The sequence below is a fragment of the Exiguobacterium aestuarii genome (assembly GCF_020171655.1).
GTDB lineage: Bacteria > Bacillota > Bacilli > Exiguobacteriales > Exiguobacteriaceae > Exiguobacterium > Exiguobacterium aestuarii_A.
This window is the reverse complement of the sequence record NZ_JAIVAC010000001.1, coordinates 1,910,624-1,927,646: the sequence shown is the minus strand read 5'-3', so window position 1 is coordinate 1,927,646 and position 17,023 is coordinate 1,910,624. Positions and strand designations below refer to the sequence as shown.

Below are 17,023 nucleotides of genomic sequence, written 5' to 3'. Positions count from 1 at the left end.
TCGCTCGACTGACCTGATTTTTTGTAACTATACTTTACCATACAATGCGTTGAAGAAAGGGCAAGGGATGTTCATGGAGTGGGAATTGCTCAACGTCGTCGGAACGATAGCGTTCGCGGCGAGCGGAGCCATCATTGCGATGGATGAAAAATACGATATTTTTGGGGTGTGGCTGCTCGCGTTTATCACTGCCTTTGGGGGCGGTGCGATTCGGAACGTCCTATTGGGAAACCCCGTCAGTTTGATTTGGCAACAGAATGATTTATTTATTTTATGTTTTCTTGTCGCACTCCTCATCTTCCTGCTACCGAGTGTCGTATTGCCACACTGGGAACGTTGGGGTGTCATTGTCGATGCCATCGGGTTGGTCGCCTTCGCCTTTCAAGGAGCACAGGTCGCCATCAAACTGGATTTGCCATTATCGGCAGCGATTGCGGCGGCTGTCCTGACAGGTGTCGGGGGTGGTGTGGTCCGCGACTTACTGGCCGGACGAAAACCGCTCGTCTTACAATCTGAAGTGTATGCGATTTGGGCGATTCTGATCGCAGTTATCACCTATTACTTCAAGCTCGAAGGTGGCCTTGCCGTCTATGCATTATTAATTGTCGTCGCGACACTTCGAGTGATATCCTACTATCGGAAGTGGAATTTACCAGCACGTAAAGTCAGATAAGGGGGAACACAAATGAAAATCTTATTAATGATTGGTGCCGGATTGATGGCACTCGGCGTAGCACTCGGTGCGTTCGGCGCACACGCCTTAAAAGAGAGACTGTCACCAAACATGTTGGCGAACTGGCAAACCGGGGTACTCTATCATATGATCCACGCACTCGGAATCATCGGAATTGCGTCACTGCTCATGCGTGTGAGCATCAGCCAATTTAACATTGCCGGATGGCTCATGTTTGCCGGAATCATCTTCTTCTCAGGAAGCTTGTATGTCATGGCATTGACGGGGATCACGAAACTCGGAGCCGTGACACCGATTGGCGGCGTCTTGTTCATCGCCGCTTGGATTTTTGTGATCGTTGGCGCAACCAAGTTATAACAGAAGACTAGTCAAACCGATATCCATGTCTTTGCTCATGTGTACATGAGGCGAGGACGTGGATTTTTTTGATGGGTCGTTCCATCAATTGGAAACTTATGAATGATGTATTCAAAATATTATTTGAAAATAGGGTAAAGCGTTTTCTATTTACATAAAACATTACAGGAAGATTTCAAATTGAACGATTCAAAAAGGTATTGATAAATAATAAGTTAGACGATTTCGTTGCCTGCGCGTCTGTCTGTGCGTAATAAAATTGAAATATAACTTTAACAGGAAAATATCTAGCAGTTAGATATAATTAGTCGTGTTGAAACTCAACTAAATGATCGTTTTTGTTACATACTGAAACGGCTTTAAAAATATGTAGTGTAGTAGGTACCCACGTTTGTTATTTAAGAAAGGATGTACCCCATTCATGAATTGGAAACGCACAGTCTCGACGCTGACGCTTGGTGTGATGCTCATCAGCACACATACAGTTGCCGATGCATCGACTTCGATTAAAGAAAAGCAAGAAGAACAACAAAAAGTACAAGAAAAACGCAATAGCGTGAAAAAAGACCAAGCCGACACGTCTTCAAAGATTGAAGTGAACAAAGAAGAGATTTCAAAAGTTCAGGCAGAGGTCAATAAAATGGACGCACAATTGCAAGACATCATCAATGATGTCGCGATGAAGCGCCAAGAAATCAAGCGTACCGAGATGAAAATCGAGGATCTTGAAGCCGACATTGTAGATTATCAGGAAAAAATGAAGGCACAAGAAGCAATGATGAAAGAACGGATGGCCACGATGCAAAAGAACGGTGGCGGATCGATCAACTGGGCTGAATTCATCTTCGGTTCAAAAAATCTCTCTGACCTCGTCACGCGTATGATTACGGCTGGAACAATCCAGCGAAGTGACCAAGAATTGTTCGATGACTATGAAGCGACACAAAAGTCGTTGAAAGAAGCACAGGCTGACTTGAAAGCAGAACGCGCTTCACTTCTCGAACAGCAAAAAGCACTCGAAGTTCGTCAAGCCGAGCTTGAGAAGAAGATGAAGCAACGTGAAAAGCGCATCAAAGAGCTTGAAGAGAAGAACATCAAGTTCGAATCGCAAATCTTCGACCTTCAAGAGATTGAAGCAACGTTAGTCGCACAAGAACAGGCGATTGCGGCTGAAATCGAAGCACAACGTCGTGAGGAAGAGGAAGCTCGTCGTCGTGCTGAAGAAGCAGCTCGTCAAGAGGCGGCACGTAAAGCAGAAGAAGCACGCCAAGCAGAAGCTGCACGTCAAGCTGAAGCAACTCGCAAGGCAGAGGCAGCACGAGAAGCGGAAGCGGCTCGTGAAGCTGCACAACAGAAGCAAGCTGCACAACAAAAGCAGGACAATAAGACGAATACCCCGTCTTCGTCTTCTTCAAACAACACGGCTTCATCAGCACCAGCACCAAAACCTGAACCAAAACCGGCGCCGGCACCGAAGCCAGCACCAGCTCCAGCGCCAAAACCGGCACCGACGACGTCGACACCAGCACCATCTAGCTCGATGTTCATTCAACCGGCTTCAGGACGCTACTCACAAGGATGGGGTCCGGCGAGCGGTGCGTATGGCTACACGTTCCATAACGGTGTAGACATCGCGGGTCCAACAGGGACACCGATTCGTGCATCTGCGACAGGTACGGTCATTCGTGCAGGTTGGGGTGGCGCATACGGGAACCACGTCATGATCGCGCACGTCATCAACGGTCAAGTTTGGACGACAGTTTATGCCCATATGAACTCGGTATCTGTCAGCTCAGGACAGCGTGTGACACAAGGGTCGAACATCGGGACACTTGGGAACACAGGGAACTCGTCAGGTCCGCACTTGCACTTTGAGATTCATAAAGGCGGCTACTCATACTCGGCAACGAGCGCAGGTAGCACAGTCAACCCGCGTCAGTTCTTCTGATGCCTCATACAGAAAGCTCCTTTCGATTGCGAAAGGGGCTTTTGTGCGTACAAAAAATCCCTCCGCTGTCGCGAAGGGATGCTTGTTAGTTGGCTTGTTCGATATCGCTTGAATGATCTTGTTTTTTACGCATTCGTTCACGCACGTAGTAGATAATCGTCAAGCCGATTAACCACGGGATTCCGAACTTCAGCAAAATATTGAAGTCTGTGAACCATGTCGTGATCATCAGACTCAAGAGTAAGACTGCCCCGAGTATTGGGAGGAACGGATACCCCATCATACGGACAGGGAGTTTTCGCCCAGTCCATTTCTTACGGAAGAACAAGTGGGAGACGAAGACCATGAACCAAGTGAAAATAGCTCCGAACATCGAGATTCCCATCAAGAACGGATACGATGACTCCATGAACACTTGTAGTAAAGCGGCAAGGACAATCCCGCCCGTTGAAACGAGTAGCGCGAACATCGGGATGCCATTTTTGCTGATTGTTTTGAATGCTTTCGGTGCATCACCGGCTTCCGCGAGTGAGTACATCATCCGTGTCGACGCGTAAAGCTGCGCGTTCATCGCAGACAAGGCTGCAATCAAAATGACAAAGTTGAGGATGCCTGCCGCGAACGGGACATCAAATTGTTCCATGACGAGCACGAACGGACTTTGATCGATCCCAGCTTGCTGCCATGGGATGAGCATGAGCATGATGGCGAGCGTGACGACATAGAAGAACGTCAAGCGGAACACAGTAGCGCGTAAAGCGCGTGGGACGGCCTGGTCCGGGTCTTTCGCTTCACCGGCTGTGACGGCGACGAGTTCGGTCCCGAGAAAACTGAAGAGGGAAATAAAAATCGTCACCCACATCCCGTAAAATCCGAAAGCGAAGAATCCTTCGTTTCCTGTCGTAATCGATTCGATCGGTGATCCTGGTTCGCCAAACAATGTAGCGGCACCAAGGACGATGAATAGAATGATAGCAGTTACTTTGATGAATGATAACCAGTATTCGGTTGTTCCGAACGTATGAACGTGACGGGCGTTGACGTAAATGAGTAGTCCACCGAAGAGGGCGACCCAAACGAACCCGTTCACATCCGGGAACCAGTAACGCATATAGATGGCGATGGCACTGACTTCAACCCCTACAGCTAGTACGTTCGCGACCCAGTAAGAGTAACGGACGAGAAAGCCTGCGAGTGGATGGACATAGCGCTCGGCAATCGTTCCGAATGATCCGGATGTTGGATGAGCGACCGTCATTTCGGCGAGTGCGCCCATGAGTAAGAGGACGATGAACGCCCCGATGGCATAGCTGACGAGTACGCTCGGACCAGCGGTTTGAATGGCAAGGCCGCTTCCGAGGAAAAGCCCGGTTCCGATGGCGCTCCCGAGGGAAATCATCGTGAGTTGCCGGGTGGACAGCTCGCGTTTTAGTTTGTTTGTTTCCAAAATCGATTCTCCTTTAGTTGAGTGAAATGTTGTTGTGGACGACTATAGCAGACGGAAAAAAACGATGTCAATTCGAAAAATCGGTGAAGGTTCCCTGTTTTCGAGTGCACATATAGAGGCAAAGTTTTTTGAATTTTTTTATTTGACATGGATTCATCCGCCCTGTATAGTACGAGTTAACTTAACTGAAACGAATAAAGGCGTCGACGAAGAGAAGTAACGACGAATCCTGTATGACAGAGAGCTGATGGGTGGTGCGAATCAGTATATAGGACGTCGCGAATGGACTTCTGAGCTCTAAACCGAACTTTGAGTAGGCTTTAGCGGGTTACCCACCGTTATCACGGGGAAGCGGATGATTGTCCGTGAAGTGGGTTCTGTTAGAACCAACGAAGGTGGCACCACGGGGTTACTCGTCCTTCTTGTAGCGTAAGCTATGAGGAGACGGGTGACCCCTTTTTCGTTTCAATAACACAAATCGAGGATTGAGAAGAGTAGCGCGAGAAGACGTTTCGTCCAGAGAGTCAGGGATGGTGAGATCCTGACCGAGGCGTCCGCGTGAATGGACTCATGAGAGCATGGCTGAATGAAGTAGGTCGTGACGGTTTCCCCCGTTATCGGGATACGATGTGATTGCATCGGAGAGTGGATTCTTTGGAATCAACGAGAGGTGGCACCGCGGTCTAGAACCGTCCTCCATACGACGACTGTCGTGTGGAGTTTTTTTATACACATTTTTAGAGGGGGAACAGACGATGATTCAACAATTGGAGACAAACGCATTATCAACAGCAGATATGAAAGTGGCAGCAAGCGAGATGTTCCAAGCGGATGAGGCACAAATCGAACGGGTGCTACTCGCAATGAAAGAACGCGGGGAGACGGCAGAAGAGATGGCGGGACTCGCAGCGTACATCCGTGAAGCGGCACAGTTCCCCCCGACTGATTTACCGGTACTCGATGTGTGTGGTACTGGTGGTGATGGGGCGAACACGTTCAACATCAGTTCGACCGTCGCGTTCGTCCTAGCCGGTCTCGGTATTCCAGTCGCCAAGCACGGAAACCGAAGCGTATCGAGTCGATCGGGAAGCGCCGACGTCCTCGAAGCATTGAACGTTCCAATCGTGAAGACGGCAGAAGAAGTACATGCCGACTTGAAGCGAACGAATTTGAGTTTCCTCTTCGCCCAACATGTCCATCCAATCATGAAGCACGTCATGCCGGTCCGGAAACGACTCGCGACGGCGACCATTTTCAATCAAATCGGACCGTTGACGAATCCGCTTCGTCCGAAACGACAATTGATCGGTGTTTATCATCCGTCGCTACTTGAGAAAATGGCGACCGCGATGCGGCATCTTGGCGTAGAGCGTGGCATGGTCGTACACGGTGCGGGAGGTCTCGATGAAGCGAGCCTTGCTGGTGTGAACGATGTGTACTTCTTTGATGGGGAACAGACGGCGCGTTACGCGGTCGACCCACGAGATGTCGGCTTGATGCGGGCGCCACTCGAAGCATTACGCGGAGGGACACCGGAAGAGAACGCCGCGACACTGCTCGCCGTGTTGAACGGAGAAACAGGTCCGGCACGAGACGTCGTCTTACTGAACGCGGCGCTGGCCCTTTGCACGTACGGCACGACTTCAACACTCCGTGAGGGAGTGAAAGAGGCGAAACGAAGCATTGACGAAGGGCACGCCTTGCGCGTGTTACAACACTTACAACGTACGGAGGTAGAGGCATGAGTTATTTAACGAAAATCATCGGAACAAAAATCGAAGAGGTCAGTCGCATGCAGCCCATCGATGTTGCTGTGACAAAACCGGTCGCTCTTTTAAATATAATGAATGATGGATTCCATATCATCTCGGAAATTAAACGATCGTCTCCTTCAAAAGGAATGATTCGAGAAACGGTCGACGTCGTCGAACGCGCTCGTCAATATGAACAAGCCGGTGCGACGATGATTTCTGTTCTAACAGACAAGACGTATTTCAACGGTTCCTTTGACGATTTACGACAAGTCGCCGACGTCGTCACAATTCCGGTGCTCTGTAAAGATTTCATCATCGATGAACGGCAACTCGACTATGCGAAGCATTACGGAGCGAGTGTGGCACTTCTCATCGTGGCGGCCCTTCATCCGACACGTCTCCATGAGTTGACGCGATATGCCCGCTCCATCGGTCTCGACGTCTTAGTCGAAGTACATGATGAGGCGGAGTTACGCATCGCACTCGAACTTGATGACGTGTTGATCGGCATCAATAACAGGGACTTAAAAACGTTTGAGGTATCCCTCGAGACATCGATCGATTTGATGGAACGTTATCCCGACGTCACGTTCGTCAGCGAAAGTGGAGTCAGCACAGTCGAGGCAGCTGCACGCTTACAAGAAACTGGGGCAAGCGCTATTCTCGTCGGGGAAGCACTCATGCGTGAAGAAGACCCGACACGGCTACTCGAGGAGTTGAAAACATGTTCGTTAAAATCTGTGGAATAAAGACAGAAGAAGCTGTCCAGGCAGCGGTCGAGGCGGGAGCGGATGCCATCGGGTTCGTATTCGCACCGAGTTCCCGTCAAATCGACGTGGCGACAGCGAAGGCGCTAGCTACACAGATCCCACAATCGGTTCGAATCGTTGGTGTGTTTTTAAGTCCTTCAATGGAAGACATCGAGCAAGCGATGGACGTGGGGCTGACGGATTTACAAATTCACCATCGGACACAATCAATGGAAGAACTCCGCATCTTCGGGCTACCCATTATCGATGCGTCGACCGAGGAGACGGCGGATGTCCGATTGATGGATCATCCGAATCCGGGAAGTGGGCAAGTATTAGACTGGGACGCAATCGATCGGCCGGAACGTCCGTTTTGGCTAGCGGGCGGCCTATCCCCGAATAATGTGAGACAAGCGATTCAAACGATTCAACCAGACGGCGTCGACGTCTCGAGCGGTGTCGAGACGGACGGTGTGAAAGATATCGAAAAAATTCGTGCGTTCATTCAACGCGCCAAGGAGGAACTATGATGTATGCACAACCAGTGAACGGGAAATTTGGACAATACGGTGGGAAGTACATTCCGGAGACGCTCATGCAAGCGGTCGAAGAATTAGAGGTCGCTTACGAAGAGGCGAAGCAAGACCCTGAGTTTCAAGAACGCTTCTCTTCTTTATTAAGCGAATATGTAGGACGTGAGACGCCACTTTATTATGCGTCGAACCTGAGTCGTCGCCTCGGGACGAACGTCTATTTGAAACGGGAAGACTTGAACCATACCGGTGCCCATAAAATCAACAATACAATCGGGCAGGCGCTCCTCGCGAAACGGATGGGGAAACAGAAAGTCGTCGCGGAGACAGGTGCCGGTCAGCACGGCGTCGCGACTGCGACGGTATGTGCATTACTCGATTTAGAGTGCACCATCTTCATGGGTGAGGTCGACGTCGAGCGTCAAGCGTTGAACGTCTTTCGGATGGAACTGCTCGGAGCGAAAGTCGTCCCTGTCAAATCAGGCAGCCGTACGTTAAAAGATGCCGTCAATGAAGCGCTTCGTTACTGGGTCAAACATGTCGACGATACGCATTACGTCATGGGCTCTGTACTTGGACCGCACCCATTCCCACAGATGGTGCGTGACTTCCAAAGCGTGATCGGGACAGAGACGCGTCGTCAAATCCTCGAACAGACCGGACGTCTCCCAGACGCCGTCGTCGCTTGTGTCGGAGGAGGAAGTAACGCCATGGGCATGTTCTATCCGTTCTTGAACGATGAGTCGGTCGCCCTCTACGGTGTCGAGGCGGCAGGCAGTGGCATTGATACAGATAAACATGCGGCAACCCTTACGAAAGGGGAAGTCGGTGTCTTACATGGTTCGCTCATGTATGTGTTGCAAGATGCGGCTGGTCAAATCGAGGAGGCACATTCAATCTCAGCCGGGCTCGACTATCCGGGGGTAGGACCAGAGCACAGCTTCTTGAAAGACATCGAGCGGGTGCGGTACGCAGCCGTCACGGATGACGCGGCACTCGATGCGTGTCTCGCACTCAGTCGACAAGAAGGCATCATTCCTGCCTTAGAATCCTCACATGCTCTCGCTTATGCGGAGACGCTCGCGAAGACGATGGGTGAGGACGAAACATTAGTGATTTGTTTATCAGGGCGCGGAGACAAAGACGTCCACACAATCCGAGAGAAGGTGGCGACACGATGAAACTAGAAACAGCGATTCGAGAGCGAGAAGGGGCAGCATTCGTCCCATATATCATGGCTGGTGATGGCGGGATGGACCGACTCATCCCGACCATCGTAGAACTAGAACGGATGGGTGCGACGGCGATTGAACTCGGAATTCCCTTCTCCGATCCGGTGGCAGATGGTCCAATCATTGAGGCGGCAGGAATGCGTGCTCTTGAAGCAGGTGTGACGCTCGAAATGGTATTAAACCATTTAATAGAAGGAAATGATCAATTTAACGTTCCAATCGTCTTGATGACATACTTGAATCCAGTGTTTCGGTTCGGGGTTCAACCGTTCTTTGACCGGGCGAATGAATGTGGCGTAAGCGGGGTTATCATTCCGGATCTCCCGTTTGAAGAGAGTCTCCAATTATTCGCAGATATCGACCGGCATGACGTCGCCGTCATCCCGCTCGTTACATTGACAAGTAGCGAAGAGCGTACGGCATCCATCCTAGAGAAAGCGGAAGGATTCGTCTATGCGGTCACGCTCAAAGGGACGACTGGGAAAGCTGATGTGTTTCCGGACGAGTTACTCGCTTATTTGACTCGATTGACAGAGCAGTCACGCGTTCCTGTCTTGGCAGGATTCGGCGTACACCGTCCGGAGCAAGTACAGACGTTAGGACAAGCATGTGATGGTGTCGTCGTCGGGAGCTTCATCGTCGAGGCACTTCATGAAGGACGAACAGATGACGTCGAGACGTTGATCCAATCGGCAAAGCACATACACGCATAAGAAAACCGGCGCTTCGATTGAGGCGCCGGTTATTCGTTTACTCATAGTTCCACTCGGTCGAGACCGTCTTCACCAAATGATTGGTCTAGTTGATCATGACGATACATCGAGGCGAGCACATATAGTAGGTCGCCTTCCTCGATGGATGTCTGTCCATTTGGTGGAATCAAATATTCGTTTCGGACGATGGCGTTGACGACGGTGTTCGGTGGGAGCGTGATGTCCGCTAGCGTCTTGCCGATTAGTGATGATCGATCGGTGACCACATAAGGGGCAAGTTGATATTGCGACTGCTTACAAGAAACGAGAGCAATCGTATATGGCGGTTTCAATTTATCGGGACCGAGAAGGTTTAATTTTTCAGCGAGCGGTGTCAACGTCGTTCCTTGGATCAAGGCACTCGTCACGACGACGAAGAAGACGGCATTGAATAAGAGCTGACTGTCTTCAATGCCTGCGATTAGAGGGAAGGTAGCTAAGACGATAGGAACAGCTCCCTTTAGACCTGCCCAAGAGATGAACATTTTCTCTTTTCTCGTGAATGACATGCCAAGTGTTGATAGATAAACGGCAATCGGTCGAGCCAAGAACATGAGGACGAATGAAATGAGTAGACCTTTCCAAATCAAGTCCGGTTCAATGAGTTGTCGAGGGAAAACGAGCAACCCGAGGATGACGAACATAATGATTTGCATGATCCATGCAAGTGCTTCTGAAAATTGAAGAATCGTCACTTCGTGGGCCGTATGTGCGTTTCCGATAATCATGGCAGTCAAGTATACAGCGAGAAGTCCGCTACCAGACAAATAAGTTGCGGCACCGTAAGTGAAAAATGCCATTGAAATCATGAGAACTGCATGAAGTCCACTTGAATCAAGTTGCAAATGATTAATCATCAAACGAGATAGATGACCAAACAGTACACCAATCAGCGCTCCGACAACGATCTGAAGGATGAACATCCAAATCCCGTCCCAGATGGTTGTATCCGGCTTCATCATGAAGTCGAGGGCGAGAATCGTTAAAAACATCGCCATTGGGTCGTTCGTGCCGGACTCGGCTTCGAGTGTCGCACCGACTTTCGGTGAGATGTTCTTTCCTTTAAATGCAGAGAAGACGGCCGCCGCATCGGTTGAACCGATAATCGCACCGAATAAGAAAGATTCAATCCAATCGAAACCAAATACGAAACGAACGGCTACAGCGACGACGGTCGTAGTGATTAAGACACCGAATGTCGCAAGTGAGGCAGCTGGCGCGAGAACACTCCGAATCGATGACCATTTCGTCTGAAGACCCCCTTCAAACAAAATGACAATCAGGGCGGCAACCCCAATCAGCTGTGCCAGGTTGGAGTCGTCGAAGAAGATGAGACCGGTAATATCACTTCCCATGATCATGCCGATTCCCATAAACAAGATCAAGGCAGGCAAGCCGAAGCGAGTCGAGATTCGCGTCGCCATGACACCGGCTACAAGGAGGAGACCGAAGAGTAAAATGAGTACATCCGTACTGATGACAGGTATGGGCAAACACAACACTTCCTTTCCAAAACAATACTCTTGAGTTCATTGTACCATGAAATCGTCTGATATTTCAGAATTGACGATTAGACCAACCTTACACATTGGAATTATAAGTTATGGATGTGGTAAAGTGAGAACAAGAATAGGGAGGGATGATGATGTCTAAAATTCACGTCATTCATGAGAACGAAGAATGGACGAACCATCTGGTTCATCGCTTAGAAGAACTACAGTTGCCTTATGAACTATGGCACTTGGACCAAGGGACGATTGATCTCGAAGCAACGCCCCCGGAAGGTGTCTTTTATAATCGCATGAGTGCTTCTTCGCACACACGCGGGCATCGATACGCACCTGAATTGACGGAAGGTGTCCTCGCTTGGCTAGAAGCGCATGACCGTACCGTGTTCAACGGAACGCGTGCCATCCGCCTAGAAGTAAGCAAAGTCAATCAGTACACGGCGCTTCGCCGCGAAGGGATTCGTGTGCCGAAGACGATTGCGGCGGTCGGTAAAGACCAAATCATCGAGGCGGCTGAAAAGCTAGACATGACACCGTTCATCACGAAACATAATCGTGCCGGAAAAGGACTTGGTGTCCAATTGTTCCATACGATCGAAGGATTGAAGGAATATGTATATGGTCCCTCGTTTGAGGACTCGGTTGACGGCATCACGCTCATCCAACAATATATCGAAGCCCCAGAGCCGTATATTACCCGTTGTGAATTCATCGGTGGGAAGTTCGTTTATGCGGTGCGTGTCGATACATCGGAAGGATTCCAGCTCTGCCCGGCAGATGCCTGCTCGATTGAAGACCAGTTCTGCCCAGTCGGGGAGACGCCACCGGCGAAGTTTGAAATCGTCGAAGGGTTCGATGACCCGATCATTTCACAGCTTGAACAGTTCCTGAAAGCGAATGAGATTGATATCGCCGGAATTGAGATTATCCGAGACCGAGACGGTAACGTCTACGCCTACGACGTCAATACGAATACGAATTATAATTCCGACGCTGAAGCGAAAGCAGGGCGCTATGGGATGCTTGAATTGGCTACTTTCTTAGGCGACGCACTTCACGTCACCACGACAAAATAAGGGTCAGGCGCTCGCCTGACCCTTTTGCTGTGTATGTTTGAGTTGCTCTTCAAATCGATTTTGGACTAATTCTGCTGTCGGTGCCATTCGTTCGATGAACGAATCTAAACGTTCCGCAGTGTCACGATCGGTTTCTTTAAACACGCGCATCGTTGTTCACCTCGTTAATCAGGATTACTTGCTTACATCATCCTTAATTCCCGAGGTGCTATACGCGTAAACCTTTTACACGCTAAAGAATGTGCTCAAATTTTCTTTCGGTAAGATGTTTCCGACGTAGAAGTCGCCGAACTCACCGTATTTCGCACTCACTTCATCGAAGCGCATCTCGTAGACGATCTTCTTGAACTGAAGTGAATCTTCAGCGAAGAGCGTGACGCCCCATTCCCATGCGTCGAATCCAGTCGACCCACCGATGAACTGCTGAATCTTACCGGCGTAGCTACGACCGATCATGCTGTGGCGATACATGAGGTCTTTGCGCTCATCCATCGACAACATGTACCAGTTGTCACCGTCGCGACGAGCCTTGCTCATCGGATAGAAACAAATGTGTGCGGCTTTTGGAAGTGTCGGGTAGAGACGTGAGCGGATATGAGGGTTTTGATATGGGTCCCCATCTCCAGATCCACGATACATACCGAGCTCGATGACCGACACGTACGAATACGACGGAATCATATAGTCGTATAGCGCTGTTTTGCGGAATGCGCGCTCGACGTCTTCAAGTTCGTTGAATGTCGGGCGAAGCACCATCAAGACAAGGTCTGCCTTTTGACCGAGAATCGAGTAGAAGGCGTGGCTTCCTTCACCTTTTGCTTCAACTTCTTCAAGTGAGGTGAGGAACGCAGTGAACTCGTCAATCATCTGTTGACGCTTCTCGGCGTCGACGAGCTTCAATCGAGCCCAATCGATTGTGCGGAAATCATGAAGTGTATACCATCCGTCTAACGTGGCGGCGGCATGTTGTGTATCTGTTGTAGGTACTGGACGTTCTGACATAAAAAAATCTCCTTTCGGGACTTGGCTTCGCCGTCTATTTTACCATACACACTTCACTGACTGGCAACTTTGAGACACTGTGAGGGTTATCACGATTCACGAAGGGGAAAGAACAGAGGACAGAAACATGAAAACGGCTACAAAAATGGCTGTATCAGTCGATTTGTCAAAACTGTTCTATTCATATAATGATTGATTCTAAGCGATTTATGGCGAAATGGGCAGAATAGTTTATTTTAAAAAGGGTACTGTGTATAATTGAAATCGCGTAAAGACACAAGTCAACGGCAAAACCACTAGCAGTCATGCTGTAAATTGAGAAAAGGGGTTCATTCGTTATGAAATTATTTGAAACGTTGAAGCAAAAAGTCAGTCCGATTCGTCCAACGATCGTCTTCCCAGAAGGCGTCGATGAGCGTGTTCTTGGAGCGGCTGTTCGATTAAAGGCGGACGGTATGGTAGAACCGATCGTCGTCGGTGCGAAAGAAGACGTCGAAGCGGTTGCGGCAAAACACGGTTTTGACATCTCAGGTTTGACACAATACGACCCAGCGACATACGAAGACATCGATGTTCTTGTCGAATCATTCGTCGAGCGTCGTAAAGGGAAAGCGACAGCTGAACAAGCGCGCGAACTCCTCACATCAGACGTGAACTACTTCGGAACGATGCTCGTTCATACAGGCAAAGCAGAAGGTCTTGTCTCAGGCGCGATGCACGCGACGGCCGATACGGTACGTCCGGCACTTCAAATCATCAAAATGCAACCAGGGATCAAAAAGACGTCGGGTGTGTTCATCATGGTACGTGATGACGAGCAATACGTCTTCTCGGACTGTGCAATCAACATCGCACCGGACGCAGCAGATTTAGCAGAGAACGCGTTCTTGTCTGCAGCGACAGCGAAGACATTCGGCATCGACCCACAAGTCGCGCTTCTCAGCTTCTCGACGAAAGGTTCTGCAAAGTCACCTGAAACAGAGAAAGTCGTGGAAGCGACACGTCTTGCGAAAGAAAAATCACCAAACCTTCCAATCGACGGAGAACTTCAATTCGATGCGGCATTCGTCCCTAGCGTAGCGGCGAAGAAAGCACCGGGTTCTGACGTAGCAGGTAAGGCGAACGTATTCGTCTTCCCAAGTCTTGAAGCAGGAAACATTGGCTACAAGATGGTTCAACGTTTCGGTGGATTCGAAGCGATCGGCCCGATCCTTCAAGGTCTCAACAAACCAGTGAACGACTTATCACGTGGCTGTAACGAAGAGGACGTCTACAAATTGACACTCATCACAGCAGCACAAGCAATCGACGAGCGCAACGAAGCGTAAGTTGGGAGCATCCTTCTTAATAGAAGGGTGCTTTTTTTGTGTTTTTTTGAATGGTAGCTGAGGTAAACTAAAAGAGGAATCTATTATCGAAAGGGGAGCTATGTATGCAAAGCATTCATGCGACGGAATTACGAGAAAAGTTAGAGAACGGGGAGTCTCTCCATATCATCGATGTGCGCGAACAAGATGAATATGATGCAGGGCATATCCCGAACGTACCGCTCTATCCACTATCTGAATTTCCACATGTGACAGAAAAGTTGGCACAAGACAATGTGTATCACGTCATCTGTCGCTCAGGTGGACGAAGTCAAACAGCATGTGATTACTTAGAGTCGCAAGGCTACAAAGTCGTCAACGTCGACGGTGGGATGCTCGCTTGGGATGGCGACATTGAAGCGTGATGCTAGATAATCCTTGGGTCGTCGTACCGCTTCTCATCGCGATTTACCTTACTGTCTATGCGGTGATGAAGCGATTTGACTGGGAGAAGTGGCGACTCGTCTGGGCAGTCTGGGTGATGCTCATCATCATCTTATTGACGATTGAACTCGTGACAAGTCTATAAAAAAATGCGGAACCTTCTTGCAAAAGAGGTTCCGCATTTTTTTATGCGTCTTGACGCTTATCGAATGTGATCGATGCGATGGCATCGTGTTGGTGAATCGATTCTTCGTTACGGCATTCGACGAAGAAGTTCACGACTTCTTTCATCTCGTACAAGTCAGCCGCGATCAAGCGGACCATATCCTCGACGAAACGTGGGTTTTCGTACGCGATTTCAGTCGCACGTTTTTCATCCGGGCGTTTAAGGACCGGATGGAGTGGTGCTGAGGCGTTCGACTCCGCTGCATCGAGAAGTGCCGCACGCCAGTCGAATCCGTCCATCGACGTTTCATCAAGACCTGCTTCGATCGTGATGTATCCACGTTGGTTATGGGCGCTGTACTCACTGATTTCTTTTGAACATGGGCAAAGCGTTGTGACGTTGATGACGAGACCGACCGTCACGTTTGCGACGCCCGTTTCAAGGTTGTACGTCACACGGTGCATGACGTCTGCGTTCATCAAACCGCTAAGACCTGTCGCAGGTGCTTTACGCGTGAAGAACCATGGGTAACGGATTGTCAATTGTCCTTCCGTTTGTTCCATGCGCTCCGCAAGCTCCTGTGCGAACTCGATCAACGAGCGGTTTGACACCGTCCATCCTTGTTGATGGTACGCGTCGAGCTGTTCCGTCAAACGGGACATGTTGATCCCTTTACGGTCTTGAACGAGCGATGTCGTCAATTCGAATGTAGCGACCGTTGATTGTACCCCGTCTGGCGTCTCGACGTTCACAGGGTGCTTCACATTTGAGATGCCGACACTGTCGAGGGCAAATAAGAAGTTTTTCGGTGTATTTTGTAAATCGACCATCTGTTCTTTCTCGGTCGGCTTTGTTCCTTTAATCGGTGGGACCGACCCGAACAATTTATGTCGTTCTGCTTTAGTAGGTAAAGCGACATGGCTTGTAGACATAATCGGATTCTCCTTTTTTAGAGCGGTTCAAAGGACCACTCGTTCTTGTTAGGATTTTATCACGAAATGATGGCTGAACGGGTATGATTTTGCTCTCATAACATGTTTTCAATATGCAATCACAAAAAATTCCTTCAGATATTGAACAAAGAGGATTGATTTACTTTGTGAACGGGAATAAAATGGTCCTGTGAACTTAAAAAATAGATCACTGTTAAATATGAAGGAACTGAAAGAAAAAAGGAGATGTTTTTATGGATTGGCAGCTAGTCCTGCAGTATGCCTGGATCGTCGTCGTACTCGTCGGTTTGGAAGGCTTGTTATCTGCAGACAACGCGCTCGTCTTGGCCGTCATGGTCAAACACTTGCCGCGTACAGAGCAGAAGAAGGCATTGTTCTATGGACTCTTAGGGGCGTTCGTCTTCCGATTTATCGCATTGTTCTTGATCTCGTTCTTGATCAATGTATGGCAAGTACAGGCACTCGGTGCACTTTACTTAATCGGGATGAGTGCACGACACCTGTATATGACCTATAAGGCGAGAAAGATGGAGCCGCAGCAGGAGTTGGCGGCTGAAGCGAAAGAAGAGACGGCTGTCACAGAAAAGCCGGTATCGAAGAAAGAGTTTTGGCTCACTGTTGCGAAAGTTGAGTTTGCGGACATCGCTTTTGCGGTCGATTCGATCTTAGCAGCGGTCGCACTTGCGGTCAGCTTGCCACCACTCGGTCTTGGTGAAATCGGTGGGATTGACTCGGGTCAGTTCTTCGTCGTGTTGACAGGTGGACTCATCGGGGTCGTCTTGATGCGATTTGCGGCACGTATTTTCGTCAAGTTGCTTCATCAGCGTCCTACACTTGAAACGGCCGCCTTCATCATCGTCGGTTGGGTCGGGGTCAAATTGACGGTTCTCGTACTCGAGCACCCAGGGTTCAAAGAGTTGATTGCCGGTACACCGTTCGAATTCATGGGACTCCCAGACGGCTTCGTCCACTCGACAGCTTGGACCATCTTCTTCTGGTCAGTCATGGTCGGGATTGCGACATGGGGCTGGTTCTCATCGAAACCGACAGCGGTCAAACATTAAAAAAATTGGTCTCTCGTTTTTAAGCGAGAGACCTTTT

Annotated in this window: 18 protein-coding genes and 2 other annotated features; of the genes, 13 read left to right on the top strand and 5 right to left on the bottom strand. The window is 49.4% G+C overall.

From position 1 onward, the window contains the following. The first annotated feature begins 67 nt into the window (after positions 1-67). The 3 genes from LCM29_RS10040 (at position 68) to LCM29_RS10030 (ending at position 2,999) form a co-directional block, all read left to right on the top strand. Entirely contained in the window at positions 68-673 is a 606-nt protein-coding gene (locus tag LCM29_RS10040; protein WP_012727503.1) for a trimeric intracellular cation channel family protein, read from the top strand. Positions 674-685: 12 nt separating this feature from the next. Next, entirely contained in the window at positions 686-1,051 is a 366-nt protein-coding gene (locus tag LCM29_RS10035) for a DUF423 domain-containing protein (RefSeq protein ID WP_214694798.1), read from the top strand. Between the two features lie 421 nt (positions 1,052-1,472). Then, positions 1,473-2,999: a murein hydrolase activator EnvC family protein gene (locus LCM29_RS10030; protein WP_224862457.1), complete on the top strand. Its 1,527-nt coding sequence runs from the start codon at positions 1,473-1,475 to the stop codon at positions 2,997-2,999. Positions 3,000-3,084: 85 nt separating this feature from the next. Here the strand turns inward: LCM29_RS10030 and LCM29_RS10025 are convergent, their stop codons facing one another. Further along, positions 3,085-4,446, bottom strand: a complete 1,362-nt coding sequence (locus LCM29_RS10025; protein WP_224862455.1) for an amino acid permease — start codon at positions 4,444-4,446, stop codon at positions 3,085-3,087. 194 nt (positions 4,447-4,640) lie between these two features. Next, positions 4,641-4,870: a binding site (T-box leader), on the top strand. Positions 4,871-4,918: 48 nt separating this feature from the next. Then, positions 4,919-5,146: a binding site (T-box leader), on the top strand. 55 nt (positions 5,147-5,201) lie between these two features. On the opposite strand from LCM29_RS10025, the gene trpD reads away from it, so the two are divergent. The 5 genes from trpD to trpA are packed head-to-tail and all read left to right on the top strand — an operon-like array spanning position 5,202 to position 9,427. Further along, a complete protein-coding gene (gene trpD, locus LCM29_RS10020) occupies positions 5,202-6,191 on the top strand; it encodes an anthranilate phosphoribosyltransferase (RefSeq protein ID WP_224862453.1) in 990 nt (329 codons plus the stop codon). Next, positions 6,188-6,949: an indole-3-glycerol phosphate synthase TrpC gene (trpC, locus tag LCM29_RS10015; RefSeq protein WP_224862451.1), complete on the top strand. Its 762-nt coding sequence runs from the start codon at positions 6,188-6,190 to the stop codon at positions 6,947-6,949. Before trpD ends, trpC begins: the two co-directional genes overlap by 4 nt. Continuing rightward, complete coding sequence (locus LCM29_RS10010) at positions 6,925-7,479, top strand: phosphoribosylanthranilate isomerase (RefSeq protein ID WP_224862449.1); 555 nt, start codon at positions 6,925-6,927, stop codon at positions 7,477-7,479. Before trpC ends, LCM29_RS10010 begins: the two co-directional genes overlap by 25 nt. Then, positions 7,476-8,663, top strand: a complete 1,188-nt coding sequence (gene trpB / locus LCM29_RS10005) for a tryptophan synthase subunit beta (RefSeq protein ID WP_214744775.1) — start codon at positions 7,476-7,478, stop codon at positions 8,661-8,663. The genes LCM29_RS10010 and trpB overlap by 4 nt, the downstream gene beginning before the upstream one ends. Continuing rightward, on the top strand, positions 8,660-9,427 hold the full coding sequence (gene trpA, locus LCM29_RS10000) for a tryptophan synthase subunit alpha (RefSeq protein WP_214784961.1): 768 nt from the start codon (positions 8,660-8,662) through the stop codon (positions 9,425-9,427). The genes trpB and trpA overlap by 4 nt, the downstream gene beginning before the upstream one ends. Before the next feature lie 41 nt (positions 9,428-9,468). On the opposite strand, the gene LCM29_RS09995 is transcribed toward trpA, so the two are convergent. Beyond that, the gene (locus tag LCM29_RS09995; RefSeq protein ID WP_224862446.1) at positions 9,469-10,959 is read right to left on the bottom strand and encodes a potassium/proton antiporter; all 1,491 of its coding nucleotides are present in this window, start codon (positions 10,957-10,959) and stop codon (positions 9,469-9,471) included. A gap of 152 nt (positions 10,960-11,111) precedes the next feature. Between LCM29_RS09995 and LCM29_RS09990 the strand changes: the two genes are divergently transcribed. Beyond that, positions 11,112-12,050: an ATP-grasp domain-containing protein gene (locus LCM29_RS09990; protein WP_224862444.1), complete on the top strand. Its 939-nt coding sequence runs from the start codon at positions 11,112-11,114 to the stop codon at positions 12,048-12,050. A gap of 3 nt (positions 12,051-12,053) precedes the next feature. Here LCM29_RS09990 and LCM29_RS09985 read toward each other — a convergent pair whose 3' ends face one another. Together LCM29_RS09985 and hemQ are read right to left on the bottom strand one after the other, a co-directional pair. After that, on the bottom strand, positions 12,054-12,200 hold the full coding sequence (locus tag LCM29_RS09985; RefSeq protein ID WP_214744768.1) for a hypothetical protein: 147 nt from the start codon (positions 12,198-12,200) through the stop codon (positions 12,054-12,056). Between the two features lie 75 nt (positions 12,201-12,275). Continuing rightward, positions 12,276-13,052, bottom strand: a complete 777-nt coding sequence (gene hemQ, locus LCM29_RS09980; RefSeq protein WP_214694768.1) for a hydrogen peroxide-dependent heme synthase — start codon at positions 13,050-13,052, stop codon at positions 12,276-12,278. A 338-nt stretch (positions 13,053-13,390) separates the two neighbouring features. Here hemQ and pta point away from each other — a divergent pair, with 338 nt between their 5' ends. The 3 genes from pta to LCM29_RS09965 all read left to right on the top strand — a co-directional run bounded on the left by pta (position 13,391) and on the right by LCM29_RS09965 (position 14,948). After that, a complete protein-coding gene (pta, locus tag LCM29_RS09975) occupies positions 13,391-14,380 on the top strand; it encodes a phosphate acetyltransferase (protein ID WP_224862442.1) in 990 nt (329 codons plus the stop codon). Between the two features lie 104 nt (positions 14,381-14,484). Then, positions 14,485-14,784: a rhodanese-like domain-containing protein gene (locus tag LCM29_RS09970; protein ID WP_074035656.1), complete on the top strand. Its 300-nt coding sequence runs from the start codon at positions 14,485-14,487 to the stop codon at positions 14,782-14,784. Then, positions 14,781-14,948 (top strand): hypothetical protein, encoded by a 168-nt coding sequence (locus tag LCM29_RS09965; RefSeq protein ID WP_224862789.1) that lies wholly within the window; start codon positions 14,781-14,783, stop codon positions 14,946-14,948. Before LCM29_RS09970 ends, LCM29_RS09965 begins: the two co-directional genes overlap by 4 nt. Before the next feature lie 41 nt (positions 14,949-14,989). On the opposite strand, the gene folE2 is transcribed toward LCM29_RS09965, so the two are convergent. Next, positions 14,990-15,901 carry a GTP cyclohydrolase FolE2 gene (gene folE2 / locus LCM29_RS09960; RefSeq protein ID WP_224862440.1) on the bottom strand — a complete coding sequence of 304 codons (912 nt, stop codon included), beginning with the start codon at positions 15,899-15,901 and terminating at the stop codon, positions 14,990-14,992. Between the two features lie 254 nt (positions 15,902-16,155). Here folE2 and LCM29_RS09955 point away from each other — a divergent pair, with 254 nt between their 5' ends. Next, positions 16,156-16,986, top strand: a complete 831-nt coding sequence (locus LCM29_RS09955; RefSeq protein ID WP_214694762.1) for a TerC family protein — start codon at positions 16,156-16,158, stop codon at positions 16,984-16,986. Positions 16,987-17,023: the final 37 nt, after the last annotated feature.